The organism is Plantibacter sp. MDV22-iso1, assembly GCF_058408345.1.
In genome coordinates this window covers 158,892-180,316 of record NZ_JBZVDY010000002.1, presented here as the reverse complement: position 1 = coordinate 180,316, position 21,425 = coordinate 158,892, and the positions used below count along the sequence as shown (strand labels likewise).

Here is a 21,425-nt window from a genome sequence, read left to right as displayed (position 1 = left end):
CGGGCCGACCCGCCGGTCAATCAAGCGACGACACTGCACGTCGCCGCCCCGAGCACGATGGCTGATCCCTGCGCCACCTTCCGCGTCGACTTCCACTCGCTGCCGAACCGGGCCGAGAGCCCGAAATACTTTGCCCCGGTCAGAACGCCGCCAAGGAGGTCAAGGGATATCGTGGCGTCCAGATGGTTCGCCGTGGCGGAGGGGGTGATGGTGGGAGCCAGCACTGTCACCGTCCCGAACCCGGCCGTCGTCGAGTACTCGAACAGCGTGTCCGTCGACCCAGCCGGCATCCGGTAAGTAATCGTGTAAGAGGCTGCGATCCCGAGCAGTCCTGGGTTGAATGTGCACGCCGTCATGGTCACCGGCGCGATCGTGGCTGCCGTGAAGCTGCCCGAGCCGAGCTCCGCGTCGGCCCAGGCGGCCTCGGTTTGCGGGGGAGCTGGCTGAGAGGCGAACACGACAGCGGTGAGGACGATGACCAGCACCGCTTGGAGTCTGCGTCGGCCTGCGCTCATCGCAGTCCCCTCGCCGAACGCGAATGCTGTCGCAGCGCGCCGAACCACGCGCCGATGAGACCGATCAGGATCGTTCCCGCAGCCGCCCAGACCGCGAACTCGATGCTCGCGCCGGTGCGGGGGAGCGTGGCGATCGGGCCGGGCGAGACCGAGAGGTCGTCACCGACGCCCTCGGCCGTGACCGTGAGGGCGACCGAGGCGTTCGCCACCGCTGCGCCGGACGGCATCCGGACGTCGAACTTCAGCCACCACGCCTCGGTGCTCCTCATCGAGAGGACCGCGCGCTCGACACCGTCGACGGGCACTGCCATCTCGTCGAACAGGTGGGTGACGGTGCCGACGCAGCCGGCTGCGGTCCAGCGGACGGAACAGGCGTCGACCGCCATGACGAGTCCGAGCTCTGTCGAGCCCGAGCCGACCATGGTCACGTCGATGGAGCCCGGTGTCGCCTCCGGCTTGGTCGTGATGCCCACCTCCCAGGGCGTCGACCGACCCGGGGTGAGGGACTGCATGGCCGACGGGTCGCCGATCGATGTGAGTACGACCGCCTCGCCGGCGATGACGTCCACCGTCGGCTCGGCGTGCGCGGGAGCGGCGCCGCCGATCGCGAGGCCGGCTCCGAGGAGCAGGGCTATCGGTGAGCAGCGGAGCGCGGCGTGGCGAGCCGGTCGTGGTCCGGCTCCGTCGGCGACGGTACCGGCAGCGGCCGAGCGGCGCCGCGGAGCAGGACGACCGCCGCCACCCGCTCCTCCGTCACCACCCGGCGGGCGCTTGCGATCCGAGCGCGGCCAGAACGCCCACATGACGAGCGCCGAACAGCTGAGCGTCAGTCCGCCGAGGACCCACGGGTTGGACAACCACACGACGAGGTACGCGAGCCCGGGCACCGAGGCGAGCACGAGGCGGACCGTCGAGACCGTGTACGGCTCGGGGTCCTCCGACCGGTTCGCATCGCCCTGCATGGTGATCGTGCGTTGTGGTCCGGCGGTGTCGACGCCGCCGCTCACCGAGGTGACGCGGTGGGTGACGGGCAGCTGGCCGGCACGGTCGACGGTCACGACGTCGCCCACCGCGATGTCGGATGCCGGGATCTCGCGGACGAGCGCGAGTGAGCCGGTGGGGATCGTCGGGCTCATGGAACCGGTCTTGAACATGATGAGGGTCACGTTGAAGCAGGTCGCGAGGATGACGAGCACGATGCAGACCACCCCGCCGACGGCGGCGAGGTTGAGCAGGGTGTCTCCGACGATCGACGCCACCGAGCGGCGGGGCTGCTGCCGCTCAGTGGCGTCGATCGCTTCCGTGGAGGGTCGGGTCACGGTGCTCCGATCAGGAACTGGAGGTGCTGGTGAACTGCCACGTCGCCGACGCCGTTCCACCCTGGAAGCTGGAGGCCGTACCCGCCTTCACCCGCACGTCGAAGCAGAAGCGCACCGTCGAACCGCCGGCCGCCGTGAGTACACCGGTCGCCGTCGGTGGAGCCGTGCCCGTCGACAGCGAGGCGGTGTAGGCGGGGACTGTAGGTGAGGTGAACGCGGCGGCGTTGCAGGCCGTGCCCGCCGCCGTCGTGACGACGCGGTACTCGAGCTGTGGCAGGAGGGTGCCCGTCGCCGCCGAGACCGCGGACAGCGCCGCCGTCCCACCGATGTTCGTCGCGGCGGTCGTGCGGATGTCGATGAAGGCGAACTGCGACAACCCCGGCGACATGGCGGTCGCGTTGAAGACCAGCGTGGCGGGGTTCGCCGCCTCGTGAGCCGCCCAGGTCGACGATGAGGTCTGCGACTCCACGGCGAAGGTGCTGGCCGCGAAGGTCGCCGTTCCGAACTCGTCGTCGCTCCACGCGGCGAGGGTGAGCGAGGTCCCGACGCCCAGCACGAGCGCTGCTGCGAGGGCCGCTCTGGCCTTCGTATACCGTGCCGTGCTCCGTCGTCGATCGGTGCGGTGGTGTCTCCCCATCGCCGGAGTGTGTCGTCCCATGATCGCCGTCTCGCCGCGGGTTACGGCAGCGGAGTGGTGGACTCGGCTGCGAACTCCCAGAGCACGGTGCCGCTCGGCGACGACTGCGGCAGCGTCGCGGACGGTGTGACCTCGAAGCAGAGGAACACCGGGGTCGTGACCGCACCCAGTGTGAAGATGTCCGCGGCTGTGCTCGACGTGGTCGCGGCGTCCGTCACGAGCGGGTCACCGGCGGCAAAGCTCGTGGCGTCGCAGCCGAACGTGGTGGTCTCCACGACGGAGTAGCTGAGCGAGGAGGCGATGGCGGCTCCGCTCGAGGCCGTGATGTCCACCGTGCCGGCGTACGTCGACGCGGCGGTCAGCTGGACGGCGAACCCGGCGTAGACGGGCTCTTCGGGTGCCAGGTTGTCGGCTTCCACCGCGAAGGTGAGCGGGGCGGCCGCCGCCTCGGTCGGGTGTTCGGTGAAGGCGGTGCCGTCCGTGCTGCCCTCAATGCCGAACCCACCACCGGCGAAGATCCCGGTCGCGAACTCGGAATCGTTCCAGGCCGCGAGCGTGATCGCCGCACCGACGCCGAGCACCAGCCCGCCGGCCAGGATCGCCTTCGCCCGCTTGCTGCGCAGGCCGCGCACGGGTGCGTCGGTGCCGGTGGCCACTGGGGCCTCGGTGCTGGTGTCGATGGTCATGGAAGCCCCCTGAAGTCCGTCGGTGACGGCTGACGTCACCACAGGTGTCGGGCGTGCGGAGACGGTCTCCGCGCGTCTCGCGACACTCTCAGGACGATAGGCAGCCAGGTGTCTGTTGTAACCAGTAGTGGGGTACTGGGATCGCCGGACGCTACCGAGAAAACTGCTGAACCGCGCTGCGTCGCCCGCTCAGGGGGTCAGGCCTGACGCTGCGAGGACTGCGCGACCAGGCGGCCGAGGTCGCGCCGTCTCCCCGCGCCCAGCTTCGTCCGTGCTTGGAGCACGTGCGACTCGACGGTGCGGACGCTGAGGAAGAGCCGCGTCGCGATCTCCTGATTGCTCAGTCCTTGCGCGATGAGCAGGGCGACCTCCAGCTCCCGCCGGGTGAGCGCGCTCAGGTCGGCTGCGGCGGCCTCCTGGCCGGTGTCCGTCTGTCCGCGGGAGAGGTAGGCCAGGGGTGCGTGCGTCGAGTGCGGCTCGACCGGGACGGTGCGCTCGACCGGCGCGGTCTCCTCCGTCGTCTCCGGCCGGTAGGTGGCGAACACGGGCGACGGAGACACGACCGAGGTCCATCGGGCCTCCGGATCCGCAGCGGCGCCTGGCGTGGGACCCACGAGTTCGGCGGCCCGCTCCGCGCAACGGCGGGCGTGCTGCAGTCGCCCCTGGGCCTCGTGGAGTCGTTCTGCGAGCAGATGAGCCCCGATCGCCCGATGCCGCGCTCCGACCTCCTCGAGCGAACAGGCGGCCTCCTCGGCGCGGCTCGCGTCGCCGGCGGCGCCAGCCTCGAGGAGCAGCATGAGCGACGCCTGCAGGGGCGTGAGCTCCTGCGATCGGGCGTCCACGACCCAGGACAGGGTCTCGGACAGCTCGGCGCCGGCCGCGGCGGCCAGGCTCGCGGAGTAGATCCGCTGGGTCAGCGGCTTCCGGATGTCCTGCGCGAGCCGGCGCAGGTGATCCCGTGCCTCCAGGACGCGACCGCCTGCCATCAGCAGACCGAAGTCGGCGATGTCCGCCAGGTAGGAGAGGACCGTGGAGGCGGCGATGAGGCGTTCGTCCTCGGCAGCTCGCCGTTCCGTCGCCTCCTCGAGCTCGCCGGTCTGAGCGAGAGCACCGACGAGGAGGAGCGCGGTCTGCGTGTGCACCTCGGGCGGAACGGTCGAGTCGAGGAGCCGCTCGACGACCCGGAGGTCGGCCACGGTGCGGTCCGGGCGGCCGTCGAAGAACGCCAACTGGGCTCCGAGGATCCCGACGATGCACTGGTCCGTCGTCGCCAGGCGCCCGGTTCCGCGCTCGGCGCGAGCGACGAACTCGTCGATGTAGCGCGCGAAGCCGGCCCAGGAGAGTCCGGTGAGCAGGCGGATGGTGCCGGCCGACAGGACGTACATGGCGCTCGCGTCGCGCAGGGCGTGCGACAACGGCCGCGCGGCGCTGTAGGGCACCGACCGGTAGACGGCGTCACCCAGCTGGAGCAGCTCCCGCAGCTCGGACGGTGGCAGCCTGAGGCCGAGCCTGGTCACGAGCGCGGCGGCGGCATACAGTCGCGAGGACTGCGCGGCGTCGACGTCGCGCAGGACCTTCCAGAAGACGGCATCGCTCTCGGACGGACCCTGCCGATCCTGGTCGCGCCAGGTCTCGACCATCAGGATCCGTTGGGACAGCACACGGCTGTGCTCCTCCTGCTCCGTCAGCTCCTGCGCGCAGGTGCGCTCGGACCAACGATCGAGGGTCGCCCGCCAACTCAAGACCTCCGCCTGCATGTCCTCGTCGGAATCGGCCGCGGGATCGACCTCGAGGACCCGCTGAGCCCCGTCACCGTCGCCCAGCATGGCGAGCGACCGTGACCATTGCAGCGCCGCTGCCACGGACGGGCGCCAGGTGTACGCGCGTTCGGCGAGCAGACGACCGTCCTCGGCGAGGCCGGAGACGTTCGCGACGTGCGCCGCCTCGAGGAAGGTGCGGGCCATCGTGAGGGACTCGAACCCCTCGTCCAGCTCGGTGTGCGGGGCCGTCAGCCAGTACCGGCCGAGGATGAAGGACTCGTTCGGCGTGAGACGGGCACCGCCACGCAGGTCCGAGATGAGCGTCCGCTGGACGCGGTCGTGGCGGTGCAGTCGTCCGCTGTGGCGCCACTCCGGGAGTGCCGACCACGCGTGCAGTTCGTCGGCGACGATGCGGTCCTGGCCTGAGCCGTCGTGCCGCGCGAGTCCGAGCCGGAGGAGCGCGTGCAACTGGTGCTCGCCGAGCAGGCGGATCGCGCGCGAGTAGGGGACCGGGCCGAGCTTCGCCAGCATGACCAGCGCGTAGCGACCCTCGTCCTCGAGCCGGGAGAGCTGAGGTTCCGTGAGGTCGTGCACTCGCCGTGAGACCCCCGCGACCCCGAGCGAGAGGATGCTGCGCGGCAGGTAGAACTCCCCACCCGTCTCGAGCGCGTCCTTGGTGAGCTCATGCACGAGTCGCGGAGAGCCGTTGCTCAACCGCACGATGACGGCCTTGGCCATGTCGTCGAGGACCGCGTCGTCGGCGGCTTCGTCCACCATCGCCGAGGCTTCGAACCCGTCGAGCGCCGGGAGGTCGATCCGTGTGAGCGACCCGGTCCGCCAGACGGCGAGGAGCCGATCGGCGGACTCGTCACCGCGCCCCTGCAGTCCGGCGAGCTCCTGCTCCAGCGTCACCAGGGCGACCTGCTCACGCGACCGCGAGAGTTCGATGATGTCGGCGAGGCTCGCCGGGTGGAGGTTCGCCCCGTCGTCGACGATGAAGACGGCACCGCTCGGTACCGTGCGCCAGTCGCTCAGCGTGTGCGAGGCGTCCCGTGACGCACCCGACACGTGGATGACCGGGCGTCCTTCCTCGTGCATCCGACGTCCGATCGCGTCCGCGGTGAAGGTCTTGCCGTAGCCGTGTGGTCCGACGAGGAGCGTGCTGGTCCGGTTCGCGATGAGCGCCGTCATCCGGGCGATCGCGGCCGCTCGACCGCTCGGTTGGGCGGGAGTGCGGGTGGCGGATTGGCGGAACTCGCCGGAGCGACGGGTGGGTGATGCGGCGGACCGCGCGCCGCCACTGAACCGATGCGCACCCGGGTTCATGGGATGACCTGCTCGGCCGACCTCGGGCGTGGCTTTCGCTCCGCTACCGTCGCAACCGGTTCTTCCATATCGCAGCCCCCTCAAGCTCCGTCAGGACGACGGGATCCGCATCACTAGGGACGCTGCGAATACTCCGTCGGATGCCCCATTATCCGTAATCCCTGAGTGCTCCCGCAGCCCTAAGAGAGCGTTCTCAGTAGAAACTACGCACCCCAGTCGGGGGTAAACCCCCGGCCAGTGCGGGTTATCTCTCAACCGTCATCGATGACACGACACGGATGGAACCGACTGCACCGGAGCCCCGCCACTGATGACGCGTCGGAGGCCCCCGGGACCGATCGAAACCCGGCGTCCCGCGGCGCCGCCTCGCACTGCGGAGACCAGTACCGGTTTTCCATCCGGCACTACGGAGGTTGTGGTCCCTCCTCTGGGGGACAGGGAAGCCCGCCCATAGATTGGCCGGGATCGACGCCAGTCGCGGGTTCGCCCGTGCACCGAAGAAAGGGTTCCACCGTGGGGGAACAGCAGCGAAGCATCCTCGGCCGAGGCCGTGCGTGGAAGGTCGCGGCCATGGCCGTGGTCGGCACGGTCATCGCCATGGGATCGACGACGGCGGCCACAGCGGCCCCGACCGATGTCTCCGACGGCTTCGGCCGGTTCCTCGGAGGCCAGGCGGCCGGGATCAACCTCGACGCCCTCGCCGCGGTCGCCGGTGCCCGCGCCGAGAACCCGAGTGGTGTCCACCCCGTCGCCGCGAACCCACTGTCGGCCGAGGTGCTCAACACCCTCGGTGTCGACCTCGGCGACTCGCTCCAACTGTTCGGTGCCAATGGCGTCATCGAGCTCGGTGCCGTCGCTCAGTACGGGTCCGCCGCCGACAACGGCGACGCGATCGCCGGCTCAGGCGCGGTCACCGACCAGGGTGGCGTCTCGATCGGTGGACCCGATGCTCCGCCGGCGGACGCCGAACTCGACCTGACCGGTCTGCTGGGCCGGGTCGGGACACCGACCGGCGGCATCCTCAGCGACCTCTCCCTCAGCCTCGGCGCCCTCGCCTCCACGATCTCGCAGACGGGCGGCACCACGGCCGTTCCCGACTACCAGATCGCCGGTGCGACGCTCAACTTCCAGAGCCCCCTCGTGCAGAACGTCGGCACGCAGGTGACGGGCCTCCTCCCGCCGCTACAGACCACGCTCAACGGGCTCACCTCGGCGCTCAACACCGCGCTGAACGCGAACCTCATCGGCGTCCTCCGCGTGAGCGCGACGGGGACGGTCACCCCGCCGAACCTGTCGACCGTGGTCAACACGATCCTCACCACCCAGGCGTCGCAGTCGGCGGCGACCGGCGTCTCCGTCAACCTGCTCACCGGTGCGGTGACCGTCGACCTCGCGACCCTGCTCGCGAACGACCCGACGCTGCCCGACCTCAACGACCTGCCGCCGAACACCTCGCTGCTGTCCGGCCCGATCGGTGCCGCCATCGCGGCTGCGATCACGTCTGCCGTCACCGCGCAGGTCACGGCCGTGTCCGCCGGCCTGCAGACGGCCGTGGACAACACACGCATCCAGGTCACCGGTAACGTCACGACGAACGTCGTGGTCACCCAGGTGCCGGTCATCTCCCTGTCGCTCGACTCGACCCTCGGGGCGGTCCAGAACGGTACCGCCGCCTTCACCTCGGCGGGGCTCCTCCCGAACGTGCTGAACCCGATCCTCGCGACCCTCGGCTTGACGCTGGACGGCGTGGTCAACCTCGTCCTCGGACTCGTCAAGAACGTCGTCGCCACCGCGTTCACCAGCCTGAACACGCTCGGCACCGGCCTCAACAGCATCACCGGAGGCCTCGCCGCGAACGTCGTCGGACCGATCCTCAACATCGTCCGCCTCGTCGCCGATGTGACGGCCAACGTGCAACCGGCCACCGGCGACCTCGGGGCGGGATCATCGACGGTCCGCGCCGTGCAGATCTCCCTCGTCCCGGCGATCTCGCTCGCGACGGTCAACCTCGCGTCGTCCTCCGTGCGCGGGACGCTCGTCGTGTACGACACGGCCATCACCGCCACACCGGCGACCGTCAACCCCGGCCAGTCCACCGTGATCGACGGCACCGGCTTCGCGGCGAACGAGCAGGTCACGATCACCGCGCCCGGCCTCGACCCGGTCACCACGACGTCGGACGCCGCCGGAGTGATCAGCCAGAGCGTCGCGATCCCCGCCGGCTTCACCCCGGCGACCCTGACGTTCACCGCCACCGGTGCGACCTCCGACACCCCGGCCACCACCGACCTCGTCGTCGCCCCCTTCGTGACGGCGATCACCGCCGACCCGGCGACGATCGCCCCCGGGGGCAGCACCACGATCACCGGCACGGGGTTCCTGCCCGGCGAGTCGGTGTCGATCACCGTCCCCGGCCTCACCGACCCAATCGTCACTACCGCGACGGGCACCGGCACCATCTCCGCCAGCCTCACGCTCCCGGCGGACTTCCCGCTCGGCCCGGTGACGGTCACGGCGACCGGCGCCTCGTCAGCCAGCCCGGCGACCACGACGGTCACCGTCGAGGCGACCCAGTACGTCACCGCGATCACCGCCGACCCGGCCAGTGTCGTCGCCGGTGGGACCACGACGATCACCGGGACCGGCTTCGCCTCGGGCGAGACCGTCTCCGTCTCGATCCCCGGCGTCAACCCGGTCACCACCACGGCCACCGGAACCGGCACGATCTCGGTCGAGCTCGACGTCCCCGCCGACTACGCCGCAGGCCAGGTCGTCGTGACCGCGCTCGGCGAGACGTCCGACACCCCGGCCACCACCAACCTCGCCGTGGTCTACGAGACGTCGATCGTCGCTGTCCCGGCCACGGTCGCGGGTGGCACGACCACGATCATCAACGGCGCCGGCTTCGCGCCCGGCGAGGACGTCGTCGTGACGTTCCCTGGCCTCGAGCCGATCACCGTCACCGCCACCGCACTCGGCGCGATCGGCACCCCCATCGCCGTCCCGCAGGACTTCGCGGTCGGCGACGTCACGGTCACCGCCCTCGGCGCCGTGTCCGCCACCGAAGCGACCACCGTCGTCACCGTCACTGCGACGGTCTACGACACCGCCATCACGCTCGACCCGACGTCGCTCATCCCTGGGAACACCACGACCGTGACCGGCACGGGCTTCCTGCCCGGTGAGACGGTCACCGTCGGCTACCCGGGCGGCACCCCGGTGACCGTCGATGCGGACGGCGACGGCGGCTTCACCGTCGACCTGCCCGTCCCCGACGGCACGCCCGCCGCGACCGTCGTCGTCACCGCCACCGGTGAGACGTCGGCCACCCCGGCGACCGCCGACCTCGAGGTGCTGCCGTACGACACGGCCATCACGGCCGACCCGGCCTCGCTCCTCCCCGGCAACTCGACCACCATCACGGGTACCGGCTTCGCCGCGAACGAGTCGGTCTCCGTCTCCTACCCGGACGGCACGCCCGTCGTCGTGACGGCTGACGGCGACGGCGGCTTCACAGCCGTCCTGCCGATCCCGTCGGGTACGCCCGCCGGCCAGCTCACGGTCACCGCCACCGGCGCGGTCTCCGCCACACCGGCCGAGACGGAGATCACCGTCGAGGCCTACGACACCGACATCGCGCTCGACCCGGCGACCATCGCCCCCGGTGGCAGCACGGTCGTCACCGGTTCCGGTTTCGTTCCGCTCGAGTCCGTCGAGATCACCATCCCCGGCCTCGCGACGCCCGTGACGACCACGGCGAACGGCGACGGCGAGATCACGGTCAGTGTCACGCTCCCGGCGGACTTCCCGCTCGGCGACGTCACGGTCACCGCCACCGGCGCCGTCTCGGCCACCCCGGCCACGGCGACGCTCACCGTCGAGGCGACCACCTACGTCACGGCCATCACGGTCGACCCGAGGACCGTCGTCGCGGGGGAGAGCACGCTCGTCACCGGTACCGGCTTCGAGCCCGACGAGACCGTCACGGTCTCCATCCCCGGTGCGCCCGCGGTCACCACGCAGGCGTCGGCGACCGGCACCATCTCCGTCTCGCTGCCGGTCCCGGCGGACTACGCGGAGGGCACGGTCGTCGTGACCGCCCTCGGCGAGGTCTCCGAGACCCCGGCCACCACCAACCTCGCGGTCGACGTCGTCTACACCCCGACGATCACCGCCGACCCGGCCACGGTCCCCGGCGGCACCAGCACCGAGATCTCGGGCGCCGGCTTCGCGCCGAGCGAGAGCGTCACGGTCACCTTCCCGGGCCTCGACCCGATCACGGTCACGTCGAACGCAGCCGGTGAGATCACGACCACCGTCGACGTCCCGCAGAACTTCGCGGTCGGTCCGGTCACGATCACCGCCCTCGGCGTCGTCTCCGCAGCCGAAGCGACCACCACGGTCACGGTCGAGGCCACGGTCTACGACACGGCGATCACCGCCGACCCCGACACGCTCCTCCCCGGCGGCAGCACCACCGTCACTGGAACGGGCTTCCTGCCCGGCGAGTCCGTCTCCGTCTCCATCCCCGGCGGCACGCCCGTCGTGGTGGAGGCCGGCCCGGACGGCGACATCACCGCCATCCTGCCGATCCTGCCCGGCACGGACCCCGGCACCGTCGTCGTGACGGCCGTCGGAGCCGTGTCGAACACGCCTGCAACTGCGACGATCACCGTCGAGGCGTTCGACACGACGCTCACCGCGACGCCGTCCACGCTGAACCCCGGTGACTCGACGATCCTGTCCGGCACCGGCTACGTCGCGAACGAGTCGGTGACCATCTCGGCGCCCGGCTTCGACGACGTCGTGACCACGGCGAACGGGCTCGGTGAGATCAGCCAGGTGGTCGCCTTCCCGGCGGACTTCTTCCCCACGACCGTGACGTTCACGGCCACGGGTGCCCTGTCGCTCACGCCGGCACAGACCTCGGTCCTCGTCGAAGCGGTCGTGTACGACACGGCGATCACGGTGGACCCGACGACGGTCAACCCGGGTGGAACCACCACCGTCACGGGCACCGGCTTCGCACCGAACGAGACCGTCACCATCACGATCCCGGGCGGCGACCCCGTCACCGTGACGACGAACGGCGACGGCGACTTCACGCAGCCCGTGACGATCCCGGCCGGAACGCCTGCTGGGCCACTGACGATCACCGCGACCGGTGACACGTCGAACACGCCCGCCGATGCCGACGTGACCGTGGTGCCGTACGAGACCGCGATCACCGCCGACCCGGACACGCTGGTCCCCGGCACCTCGACGACGATCACCGGTACCGGGTTCGCACCGAACGAGTCCGTCTCGGTCTCCATCCCCGGTGGCACGCCGGTCGTCGTGACGGCGAACGGCGACGGCGGCTTCACCGCCGCCCTGCCGATCCCGTCGGGCACGCCCGCCGGACCGCTCGTCGTGACCGCGACCGGCGCCGTCTCCGCGACGGATGCGACCGCGACGGTCACCGTCGAGGCCTACGAGACTGCGATCACCCTCGACCCGACGACGGTCGCCCCTGGCGGCAGCACCACGGTCACCGGCGACGGCTTCGCGTCGAACGAGTCCGTGAGCGTCACCGTCCCGGGCATCGCGACGCCGATCCCCACCACGGCTGACGGCAACGGTGAGATCTCCGTGAGCGTCGACCTCCCGGCGGACTTCCCGCTCGGACCCGTGACCGTCACCGCCACCGGTGCCGTCTCGGCGACCCCCGCCACGGCGACGCTCACCGTCGAGGCCACGACCTACGTCACGGCCATCGCCGCCGACCCGGCCACCGTCGTCGCGGGTGCCAGCACCCTCGTCACCGGCACCGGCTTCGCACCGAACGAGAGCGTCACGGTCTCGATCCCCGGTGCCGACCCGGTGACCACCACGGCGACGGCGACCGGCACCATCTCGGTGTCGCTGCCCGTGCCGGCCGACTACGCCGAGGGCGTGGTCGTCGTGACCGCGCTCGGGGCGACGTCCGACACGCCTGCGACGACGAACCTCACGGTCGACGTGGTCTACGCGCCGACGATCACCGCCGACCCGGCGACGGTCCCCGGCGGGACCTCGACGGAGATCTCGGGGAGCGGCTTCGCTCCGACCGAGAGCGTCACGGTCACCTTCCCCGGCCTCGCGCCGGTGACGGTCACCTCGAACGCCGACGGTGAGATCACCACGACGTTCGCCGTCCCGCAGGGCTTCGCGACCGGCCCGGTCACGGTAACCGCACTCGGCGTCGTCTCGGCGACCGAGGCGACCACCACCGTCACGGTCGAGGCGACGGTCTACGACACGGCGATCACCCTCACACCGGACACGGTGAACCCGGGCCAGACCACCACGGTCACCGGTACCGGCTTCCAGCCGAACGAATCGATCAGCGTCTCGATCCCCGGCGGCAACCCCGTCGTGGTGACGGCGGACGGCGACGGTGGGTTCACCGCGACGCTGCCGGTGCCGCCCGGAACGCCCGCCGGTCCCGTCACGGTGACCGCGGTCGGTGAGACGTCAGCGACGCCTGCTGAGGCGGAGCTCACGGTCGAGGCCTACGAGACGGCGATCACCGCCGACCCGAGCACGGTCACGGCCGGCGGAGCGACGCTCGTCACAGGCACCGGCTTCGCCGCGAACGAGTCCGTCACGGTCTCGGTCCCGGGCGGCACTGCTGTCCCGGCGACGACGAACGGCGGCGGTGAGTTCTCGGTCGGGATCACCGTTCCGGCGAATGCGCCGGTCGGTCCGCTGGTCGTCACGGCGGAGGGAGCGGTGTCGCAGGCTCCGGCCACCGCGACCGTCACGGTCACCGCCATCGTGTTCTCGCCCGTCATCACCGCTTCCCCGGACGCGCTGATCGCCGGTGACACGACGGTCATCACCGGATCGGGCTTCGCAGCCAACGAGACGGTCACGGTGTCGATCCCGGGCGCTCCGGTCGTCACGCAGGTGACGAACGCCGGCGGCGGCTTCACCGTGACCCTGCCGGTCCCCGACGGCTACGCGCTCGGCGACGTCACGGTGACGGCACTCGGTGCTGCATCGGACGAGCCGGCGACGACGATCATCGAGATCCTCGCGTACGACACGGCGATCACGGTCGATCCGTCGTCGGTCCTGCCGGGTGAGTCGGTCACGGTCGACGGGACGGGCTTCGCCGGTGGGGAGACCGTCACGGTGTCCATCCCGGGCGCACCGTCCGTCACCGTGGTGACGAACCCCGATGGTTCCTTCACCGTGGACCTGCCGATCCCGGACGACTACACGCCTGGCCCGGTGACCGTCACGGCCGAGGGCGACGTCTCCGAGACGCCGGCCGAGTCCGAGGTCACCATCGAGGACGGAGCGGTCGACGTGGACACCGACGCCGCTGCGGTCGACGTGGACGCCGCTGCTGACGTCGACGCCGCGGCCGACGTGGACGCCGACGTGGACGTGGACGTGGACGCTGCTGCCGACACTGACGCTGCTGCCGACACCGATGCTGCAACGGATGTGGATGCGGATGCGGATGCGGCTGCTGACACGGATGCTGCCGCCGACGTCGACGCTGCTGCGGACGTGGATGCTGCTGCTGATGTGGATGCCGCGGCCGACACGGATGCTGCTGCGGACACTGACGCTGCCGCCGACGTGGATGCTGCTGCTGACACGGATGCTGCTGCCGACACGGATGCTGCTGCTGACACTGATGCAGCATCCGTGTCGGCAGCAGCATCAGATGTGGATGCTGATGCGGACACTGACGCTGCGGCCGACGTGGATGCTGCGGCTGACACTGATGCTGCGGCCGACGTGGACGCTGCGGCTGACACCGATGCTGCGGCCGACGTGGATGCCGCTGCCGACACGGATGCCGCTGCTGACGTTGATGCCGCGGCCGACACGGACGCTGCTGCGGACGTGGATGCTGCTTCTGACGCTGATGCCGCAGCCGATGTGGACGCTGATGCGGACACTGACGTTGCTGCCGACACGGATGCCGCTGCTGACACGGATGGTGCTGCGGATGTGGATGCCGCTGCGGATGTGGATGCCGCTGCGGACGTGGACGCTGCTGCCGACACGGACGCTGCGGCTGACACTGATGCTGCTGCCGATGTGGATGCTGCTGCGGACACCGATGCTGCTGCGGACGTGGATGCCGCGGCCGACACGGACGCTGCTGCGGACGTGGACGCTGCTGCGGACGTGGACGCTGATGCTGACGGAGATACTGCGGCCGACACGGATGCTGCTACAGATGCGGACGTCTTCGTCGATGCCGATGCGGCTGCTGATGTGGACGCTGTCGACACGGACACAGCCGCGGATGTCGATGCAGCCGCTGACACCGATGCAGCGTCCGACGGAGTGGATGTCGACCTGAACGCAGATGTCGACACCGACACCGCGGCGGACGCGGACACGGCGACCGACGCGGACACGGCGACCGACGCGGACACGGCGTCCGACGCCGACACCGCAGCTGACGCCGACGGTGACACCGATGCCGGCGACGACCGCCTGGCTACCGTCAAGTACTCGACGATCGTCCGTGACACCGGCGTCATCCAGGAGGTCTACGCCACCGGCTTCGAGCCCGGCGAGACCGTCTCGGCGACCGTCTTCTCGACGCCGTTCGCCCTGACGCCCGTCATCGCAGACGCCTCCGGCAACGCCACCCTCACTTTCCCGGTCGACTCGTCGATCGAGCTGGGTGCCCACCGGGTGGAGCTCTCCGGATCCGTGACCGGCGACCTGCCGCTTGACCGCGAGGCGACCGCCTTCACGGTCACCGCGGTGGCCGCCGCAGCACCGGGGTCACGCCCCGGTCTCCCGAGCACCGGTTTCGACGGCCTGTGGCTCGGGGGACTCGGCGCCACGATGCTCCTCCTCGGAGGTGCCTTCGTGGCTACGCGACGGGCGCGTCTGGAGTGACCCCGCCGAGTGGGCCGCGCCGCATTCGGGTCGGCGCGGCCCACTCCTTCCCCCGCGGACGGCACCACCGAACGGGTGCCCCCGCGGTTCATCACCACCCAGCACCAAGGAGGAACCGTGACTCCGATCACACGCACATCCGTGGGGGAGCGTTCTGACGCCCTTCGACAAGCTCAGGGACCGGAAGGGGCTCAGGGACCGGAAGGGGCTCAGGGACCGGACGGCGCCGAGGAACCGGACGGCGATCAGGCACCGGCGTCCGGTCGGCAGGACCGGGGAGCGGGATCGTCTCGGGACGAAACCGCCCCGCCGAAGCGGGCCGCGCGCATCGCCGCCGCGGTCTCGATCGCCCTCGTCGGCGTCTACGTCGCCGGCACACTCGTCATCGTCTCGCCGACCACGCCCGTCCGCGGAGCCGTCGTCGCCGCGGCCGGCCCGTACTTCACGCAGAAGTGGAACGTCTTCGCGCCGAGCATCATGAAGACGAACATCACCTTCTCCGTGCAGGCCCAGTGGCGCGACGCCGACGGCACGCTCGTGAAGTCCGACTGGGTCAACGTCACGAAGCTCGAGCAGCAGGCGGTCCCCGGCCACGCCGAGCCGTCGCGGATCCAGAAGTCCTCGTGGAACGCGATGCTCGCCTACAACACCCGGTACCTCGCGCTCGACGCGAAGCAGCGCGAGATCGTCCGCGACACCTTCATCCAGCGCGCCGACGGTGGCGGGTATCGCGCGCAGTCGGCCGAATCGCTCATCGCCGACCTCGACGCCGTCAGCACGACCCCAGGCTCAGGGCAGGGCGACATCGTCCGGTTCCTCCGCTACGACTACATGCTCAAGGAGTACGCGACCGCGTTCTCGACGGCGTACTTCGACCAGGACGTCGAGCGCGTCCGATGGCGGATCGACCGCACCCGCCCGAACGACTTCGACAACCGTTTCTCCGAGGAGCAGCAGTTCGACGACACCGCCGTCACCTTCGGCTGGCGGCACGTCGACGACGTCATCGACCCGGAGACCCTCGCCGTCTACCGGGACGTCATCGCCCGCTACGGGGGTGCACGATGAACGCCGTCCGCGCGCGGTTCGACCGGTTCGCCGGCTGGGTCACGGGTGCCAAGCACGCCGGCTACAGCCTCTCCGCCCTCCGGATCCTCTACGGTGTCGCGATCGTCAGCTTCCTGTTCACGAGCCTCGCCGATCGCCACTACCTGTGGGGCGTCGCATCGAAGTGGGTCGACCCGGAGGCGGACCGTCGCGCGTGGTTCCCGCTGTTCGAGCTCGTCTTCACGAAGGACAGCGCCTTCGTCTTCGACGTCGCCTACGGGGTGCTCATCGTGCTCGGACTGCTGTTCCTCATCGGCTGGCAGACCCGGTTCGTCACACCCGTCCTCCTCGTGTTCTGGGTGGGGCTCGCGACCAACAGCACGGTGCTGACCAATGGCGGCGACACCATCATCCGGATCACGCTGCTCTTCCTCGTGTTCGCCGACCTGTCGCGTCATTGGTCCGTCGACGCGTGGCTCGCCAAGCGGCGGGGTCGAGCGCCGCGGCCGATCCTGCGCGGTCGGTTCGCGATCCCGGCGTGGCTCGCGAACGCCGCCAACAACACGGCGGTCCTGCTCTGCGCGTACCAGATCATGCTCGTCTACGTGAACTCCGGCATCTACAAGCTCATGGGTCCCGAGTGGCGTGAGGGCACGGCGTTCTACTACTCGCTCGTCCTCGACGTGTTCCGGCCGTTCCCCGCACTCAGCGACCTCGCCTGGCAGGTCGGTCCGTTCGTCTGGGTCGCCACGTTCCTGTCGGTCTGGGTGCAGCTGCTGTTCCCGGTGCTGATCCTGTGGCGGCCGACGCGGATCCTCGCGCTCGGCTTCACGATCCTGATGCACCTCGGCATCGGCCTCTTCCTCGGGCTGTGGCCGTTCTCGCTCGCGATGATCGCGCTCGACCTGCTCTTCGTCCGCGACCGCAGTTGGGTCGCCGTCGGTCGGTGGGCGTCGCACGCCGGGGGAGTGCTCCGCCAGCTGCTGCCGGAGCGCCAGAGGACCGAAAGACCCGTCACGACGTCGGCCGGTTCGCCGTCGTGACCACAGCCGTCTCGCGCGTTCGGGTGCGAGACGAACCGGCGGTCGGCGCCACGGTTGCGCCGACCGCCACCTCCTTGCCGGTCCCGTCCCTCGCGCCCTGAGGTCCCCTTCCGTTCGCCCATCTTTGGGCGAACGAACGCTCCCTCGCCCAAAAATGGGCGAACGGACGCGACTGGATCTGTGTTTCTCTGTGTTTGTGTGATACTTTCTTCGCACTGCAAGCCTGCAACACCGGAAACGAAGGTCAAGGACGACGCATGTACGCGACGGAGCGGCACGAGCACATCACCAGCCGGGTGAAGACGAGCGGACGGGTCTCCGTCGCCGACGTCTCCCGCGAGCTGGGCGTCACCGCCGAGACGATCCGCCGCGACCTCGACCAGCTCGAAACCTCCGGCGTCCTGCGCCGCGTCCACGGCGGCGCCGTCTCCGCAGCGCGTGCCTCCGTCGCCGAGGCCAGCCTCGCCGATCGCCAGGGCCAGCGGAGCGACGCGAAGGCCACGATCGCCCGTGCTGCCCTCCGGCTCATCCCGGCCACGTTCAGCGGCTCGATCGTCATCGACGCCGGGACGACCACGGCCCACCTCGCCGACCTCCTCGTCACCTGGCGCCCGGCCACCGCCGGCCAGACGCTCACGGTCATCACCAACTCCGTCCCGATCGCCGCGACGCTCCACCACTGCGACCACGTCGAACTCCACCTCCTCGGTGGACGCGTCCGCGGCATCACGAGCGCGGCGGTCGGCAGCACGACCGTCGACGAGCTCGGCCGGTTCCGCCCCGACATCGCCTTCGTCGGCGCCAACGGGGTCAGCGCCGACTTCGGCCTCAGCACGCCGGACGAGCTCGAGGGTGCCGTGAAGTCGGCCATCGTCCGCGGTTCGCGCCGGGCCGTCGTCCTCGCCGATGCCGCCAAGCTCGGTGAGGAAGCGCTCATCCGCTTCGCCGCCCTCGACGAGATCGACACCGTCATCACCGACGAGGTCGTTCCGACGACCCTTGGGGACGCCCTCGAGGCTGCGGGTGTCGAGGTGGTCGTCGCATGATCATCACCCTGACCGCCAACCCCTCGCTCGACCACACGGTGGAGCTCCCCGGTGTCGTCGAGCGCGGTGAGGTCCTCCGCGCCCTCGCCAGCCGGGAGCAGCCGGGCGGCAAGGGCGTCAACGTCTCGCGGGCCATCGCCGCAGCCGAGCTGGCGACCATCGCCGTCCTGCCCGGTGAATCGACCGACCCCATGATCGAGTCGCTGCGCGCGCAGGGGATCGACGTCCTCGCCGTCCCGACCGGGCAGCCCGTGCGCCGCAACATCACGCTCACCGAGCCCGACGGCACCACCACCAAGATCAACGAGCCGGGCCCGCTCCTCACCGAGGACGACGCTGCACGTCTCGTCGACGCGACCGCCCGTGCCGCCGCGAGTGCCGAGTGGCTCGTCATCGCCGGTTCGCTGCCGCCCGGCCTCCCCGCCGACTTCTACGCACGCATCGTCCGGGCCGCTCGCGCCCTCACCGACGGCACCCGCCCGCTCGTCGCCGTCGACAGCTCGGGGGAGCCGCTCGCCGCCCTCCTCGCCGCCTTCGCCGCCACCGGGGAGCGCGTCGACCTCATCAAGCCGAACGGCGCCGAACTCGCCGAACTCACCGGCACCGCGTCCGGCGACGAGATCGAGGCAGACCCGGCGCTCGCCGCGTCCGTCGCCGCCACGCTCATCGGCACCACGGACCGACCCGGTCCGGTCGCCGCCGTCCTCGTCACCCTCGGCTCCCGTGGCGCCGTTCTGGTGGAGGGTGACACCGCCTGGTCGGCCCGGGCCCCGAAGATCGTCGCGCGCAGCACCGTCGGCGCGGGGGACTCCTCCCTCGCCGGCTACCTGATCGCCCGAACCGCAGGTCTCGCACCTGCAGCACGCCTCGCGCAGGCCGTCGCCCACGGAGCCGCAGCCGCGGCACTCCCCGGCAGCGACGTACCGGCGCTCAGCGGGACGGACGCCGCCGCCATCGGCGTCGTCCAGCTCCCGCAGCGGATCCCCTCCGCCCCCTGACCACCCCGGTCCCTGACCGCCCACCCCGGTCCCTGAGCTTGTCGAAGGGCCGCCCCGACCACCCGAAGCACCAGCATCCGTTTCGAAGGAGAACCCAGATGTCCACCCCACTCATCACCCCAGGGCTCGTCGCCCTCGACGCCGACCTCGGCACCGATCGCGCGGGTGTCATCCGCGCGCTCGCCGAGCTCGTCGTCCGCGCCGGCCGTGCCACCGACACCGAGGCCCTCTTCGCCGACGCCTGGGCGCGGGAGAGCAAGACCGACACCGGCATCCCCGGCGGCATCGCGATCCCGCACTGCCGCTCGGCCGCCGTCACCGAGCCGACGCTCGCGATGGCCCGCGTCTCGCCGCTCGTCGACTTCGGTTCCGACGACGGCCCGGCCGACCTCCTCTTCTTCATCGCAGCCCCGGACGGCGCCGACCAGGCGCACCTCGCCCTGCTGTCGAAGCTCGCGCGCTCGCTCATCAAGCCCGAGTTCGTGACCTCGCTGCGTGAGGCGCCCGACGCCGCCGCGGTGGTCGCCCTCGTCGATGGTGCGCTCGGTGATGCACCCAAGCCGGCAGCGGCTCCTGCGGCCGAGCGCGCCGCGACGGCTCCCGTCGAGGCCGGCGACCAGACCGCAGGGCCCGTGCTCATCGCGGTCACCTCGTGCGCGACAGGCATCGCCCACACCTACATGGCGGCCGACTCGCTCGCCGCCACCGCCAAGCGCCTCGGTGTCGAGCTGCACGTGGAGACGCAGGGCGCCTCCGGTGCGACCCCGCTGCCCGCCGACGTCGTCGCGAAGGCGCAGGCGGTCATCTTCGCCGTCGACGTGGACGTCCGCGACGTCACGCGCTTCGCCGGGAAGCCGGTCATCAAGGCTCCCGTGAAGCGCGGCATCGACGCCCCGGAACAGCTCATCAACGACGCGGTCGCCGCGATCTCGAACCCGAACGCCCCGCGGGTCGCCGCCGCCGCCGGTGACGCCTCCGCGTCGACGTCGGACAAGAAGGACGCCAACGTCGGTCAGTCGATCAAGCGCTGGCTGCTCACCGGTGTCAGCTACATGATCCCGTTCGTCGCGGGTGGCGGTCTGCTCATCGCCCTCGGCTTCCTCCTCGGGGGCTACGACATCACCGAGAACGCCGGCAAGATCATCGTCGAGAACAGCCTCGTGAACCTGCCGGCCGGTGGACTCGGCGCCTACCTCGGCGCCGTCGCGTTCTCCATCGGCAACGCCTCGATGGCGTTCCTCGTCCCGGCCCTCGCCGGCTACATCGCCTACGCCATCGCCGACCGACCGGGCATCGCGCCCGGGTTCGTCGCCGGTGCCGTCGCCCTCCTCATGAGCGCCGGCTTCCTCGGCGGGCTCGTCGGTGGTCTGCTCGCCGGTGGTGTCGCCTACGGCCTCGGTCGCCTGAACGTGCCGCGGTGGTTGCGTGGGCTGATGCCCGTCGTGATCATCCCGCTGGTCGGTTCGATCGTCGCGTCCGGTCTCATGATCCTCGTCCTCGGCGGCCCGATCGCCGCGCTCATGAACGGCCTCAACGGCTGGCTCTCCGGCCTCACCGGCGTCTCGGCGATCCTGCTGGGCGTGATCCTCGGCACGATGATGGCCTTCGACCTCGGCGGCCCCGTCAACAAGGTCGCGTACTCGTTCGCCGTCGCCGGTCTCGGTGCTGGCACGCTCGCCAACCAGGCACCGTGGCAGATCATGGCCGCCGTCATGGCTGCCGGCATGGTGCCGCCGCTCGCGATGGCGCTCGCCTCGACCGTCCTCAGTCGTCGTTCGTTCACCGCGGTCGAGCGGGAGAACGGCAAGGCCGCCTGGCTGCTCGGTGCCGCGTTCATCAGCGAGGGTGCGATCCCGTTCGCCGCGGCCGACCTGTTCCGCGTCATCCCGGCGTCGATCCTCGGTGGTGCCGCCACCGGTGCGCTCGTCATGGCGACCGGCGTGACCTCGCAGGCGCCGCACGGTGGCATCTTCGTGTTCTTCGCCATCGGCAACATCGGGATGTTCGTCCTGTCGGTCGCGATCGGCACAGTCATCACCGCGATCGCCGTCGTCCTGCTCAAGCGGTTCGCCCGTCGTCGTCCGGTGGAGGGTGCCGACACGGCAGCCCCCGCGGTCGCCACCGAGCCCGCGACCGTCTGATCCGTA

Annotated in this window: 11 protein-coding genes; 6 read left to right on the top strand and 5 right to left on the bottom strand. The window is 70.7% G+C overall.

The genetic code is table 11. From position 1 onward, the window contains the following. Positions 1-20 precede the first annotated feature (20 nt). The 5 genes from AC4PMY_RS11510 to AC4PMY_RS11490 form a co-directional block, all read right to left on the bottom strand. Positions 21-485: a hypothetical protein gene (locus tag AC4PMY_RS11510; protein WP_064295783.1), complete on the bottom strand. Its 465-nt coding sequence runs from the start codon at positions 483-485 to the stop codon at positions 21-23. 26 nt (positions 486-511) lie between these two features. Next, positions 512-1,834 carry a signal peptidase I gene (locus tag AC4PMY_RS11505; protein ID WP_491622769.1) on the bottom strand — a complete coding sequence of 441 codons (1,323 nt, stop codon included), beginning with the start codon at positions 1,832-1,834 and terminating at the stop codon, positions 512-514. A 10-nt stretch (positions 1,835-1,844) separates the two neighbouring features. Further along, positions 1,845-2,471, bottom strand: coding sequence for a SipW-dependent-type signal peptide-containing protein (locus AC4PMY_RS11500; RefSeq protein WP_491622768.1), 627 nt, complete (start codon positions 2,469-2,471; stop codon positions 1,845-1,847). Positions 2,472-2,512: 41 nt separating this feature from the next. Beyond that, on the bottom strand, positions 2,513-3,157 hold the full coding sequence (locus tag AC4PMY_RS11495) for a SipW-dependent-type signal peptide-containing protein (protein WP_139205301.1): 645 nt from the start codon (positions 3,155-3,157) through the stop codon (positions 2,513-2,515). 197 nt (positions 3,158-3,354) lie between these two features. Continuing rightward, positions 3,355-6,243, bottom strand: coding sequence for a LuxR C-terminal-related transcriptional regulator (locus AC4PMY_RS11490; protein WP_491622767.1), 2,889 nt, complete (start codon positions 6,241-6,243; stop codon positions 3,355-3,357). A 513-nt stretch (positions 6,244-6,756) separates the two neighbouring features. Between AC4PMY_RS11490 and AC4PMY_RS11485 the strand changes: the two genes are divergently transcribed. From AC4PMY_RS11485 to AC4PMY_RS11460, 6 genes are all read left to right on the top strand, one after another. Next, on the top strand, positions 6,757-15,144 hold the full coding sequence (locus AC4PMY_RS11485; protein ID WP_491622766.1) for a hypothetical protein: 8,388 nt from the start codon (positions 6,757-6,759) through the stop codon (positions 15,142-15,144). A gap of 117 nt (positions 15,145-15,261) precedes the next feature. Next, positions 15,262-16,212 carry a DUF5819 family protein gene (locus tag AC4PMY_RS11480; RefSeq protein ID WP_491622765.1) on the top strand — a complete coding sequence of 317 codons (951 nt, stop codon included), beginning with the start codon at positions 15,262-15,264 and terminating at the stop codon, positions 16,210-16,212. After that, complete coding sequence (locus tag AC4PMY_RS11475) at positions 16,209-17,234, top strand: HTTM domain-containing protein (RefSeq protein ID WP_491622764.1); 1,026 nt, start codon at positions 16,209-16,211, stop codon at positions 17,232-17,234. The genes AC4PMY_RS11480 and AC4PMY_RS11475 overlap by 4 nt, the downstream gene beginning before the upstream one ends. Before the next feature lie 257 nt (positions 17,235-17,491). Next, entirely contained in the window at positions 17,492-18,280 is a 789-nt protein-coding gene (locus AC4PMY_RS11470; RefSeq protein WP_085512485.1) for a DeoR/GlpR family DNA-binding transcription regulator, read from the top strand. Next, positions 18,277-19,278 carry a 1-phosphofructokinase family hexose kinase gene (locus AC4PMY_RS11465; RefSeq protein ID WP_491622763.1) on the top strand — a complete coding sequence of 334 codons (1,002 nt, stop codon included), beginning with the start codon at positions 18,277-18,279 and terminating at the stop codon, positions 19,276-19,278. The genes AC4PMY_RS11470 and AC4PMY_RS11465 overlap by 4 nt, the downstream gene beginning before the upstream one ends. Before the next feature lie 98 nt (positions 19,279-19,376). Then, positions 19,377-21,419 carry a PTS fructose transporter subunit IIABC gene (locus AC4PMY_RS11460; protein WP_491622762.1) on the top strand — a complete coding sequence of 681 codons (2,043 nt, stop codon included), beginning with the start codon at positions 19,377-19,379 and terminating at the stop codon, positions 21,417-21,419. Positions 21,420-21,425: the final 6 nt, after the last annotated feature.

Excerpts from the sequence above, each read along its gene's own strand:
- AC4PMY_RS11500 (WP_491622768.1), bottom strand. The coding sequence starts at position 2,471 with ATGGGGAGACACCACCGCACCGATCGACGACGGAGCACGGCACGGTAT.
- AC4PMY_RS11470 (WP_085512485.1), top strand. The coding sequence starts at position 17,492 with ATGTACGCGACGGAGCGGCACGAGCACATCACCAGCCGGGTGAAGACG.
- AC4PMY_RS11490 (WP_491622767.1), bottom strand. The coding sequence starts at position 6,243 with ATGAACCCGGGTGCGCATCGGTTCAGTGGCGGCGCGCGGTCCGCCGCA.
- AC4PMY_RS11495 (WP_139205301.1), bottom strand. The coding sequence starts at position 3,157 with ATGACCATCGACACCAGCACCGAGGCCCCAGTGGCCACCGGCACCGAC.
- AC4PMY_RS11475 (WP_491622764.1), top strand. The coding sequence starts at position 16,209 with ATGAACGCCGTCCGCGCGCGGTTCGACCGGTTCGCCGGCTGGGTCACG.
- AC4PMY_RS11460 (WP_491622762.1), top strand. The coding sequence starts at position 19,377 with ATGTCCACCCCACTCATCACCCCAGGGCTCGTCGCCCTCGACGCCGAC.
- AC4PMY_RS11465 (WP_491622763.1), top strand. The coding sequence starts at position 18,277 with ATGATCATCACCCTGACCGCCAACCCCTCGCTCGACCACACGGTGGAG.